We start from the raw sequence: 553 nt of genomic DNA on the forward strand, positions 1-553 counted from the left end.
CTCATGTCGCCACGGCCTGTTTTTGTGACTTCATTGCGGTTGAACAGCGCACCGACTTCCCAGTCGTACGTCTTGGCGCCCAGTTCGAAGTAGCCGGACAGGCTTGGTGCAATGCGCAGCGACTTCAGCTTGCTTTCGGTCGTGCGCGGCACTTCCCACAGGCGGCGATTGAACGCGATGCCGTGGTCGAGCGGATTGAATACGCTGGCTGCGTCCAGGGGCGTGCCGAACTTGGTCGACTGGTACGGGTAGCCCGCGATCTGCTGGTCGGTGGTGCGCTCGTTGTAGCCGATGTCGGCGGCGAACTTGATCTGGTCGCTCAGCGCGTAGTCCGTGCTGAGGAACAGCGAGCGACGCTCGATGCCGGTCTGCAGGTGCATCTGGTCGTTGCCGTTGGCGAACTCGGCCGGCGTGATCGGGTGGTAGTCGTTCGGATTCTTCGGGTCGCCGCCACGGTTGAGCGTCTTGAACACCGCGTCACCGGTGTTGCACTTGTAGAGCGCCGGGTCGCACCACGAACCGTTCTGGCTGATGTTGCTCCAGTCCGCGCCCG

The 553-nt window shown here is 62.9% G+C and carries 1 pseudogene; it reads right to left on the reverse strand.

What is annotated here, in order from left to right:
- A pseudogene (locus tag ARC63_RS04055) lies at positions 1-553 on the reverse strand (TonB-dependent receptor); the annotation flags it as partial.

It is taken from the genome of Stenotrophomonas geniculata ATCC 19374 = JCM 13324, from assembly GCF_001431625.1.
GTDB lineage: Bacteria > Pseudomonadota > Gammaproteobacteria > Xanthomonadales > Xanthomonadaceae > Stenotrophomonas > Stenotrophomonas geniculata.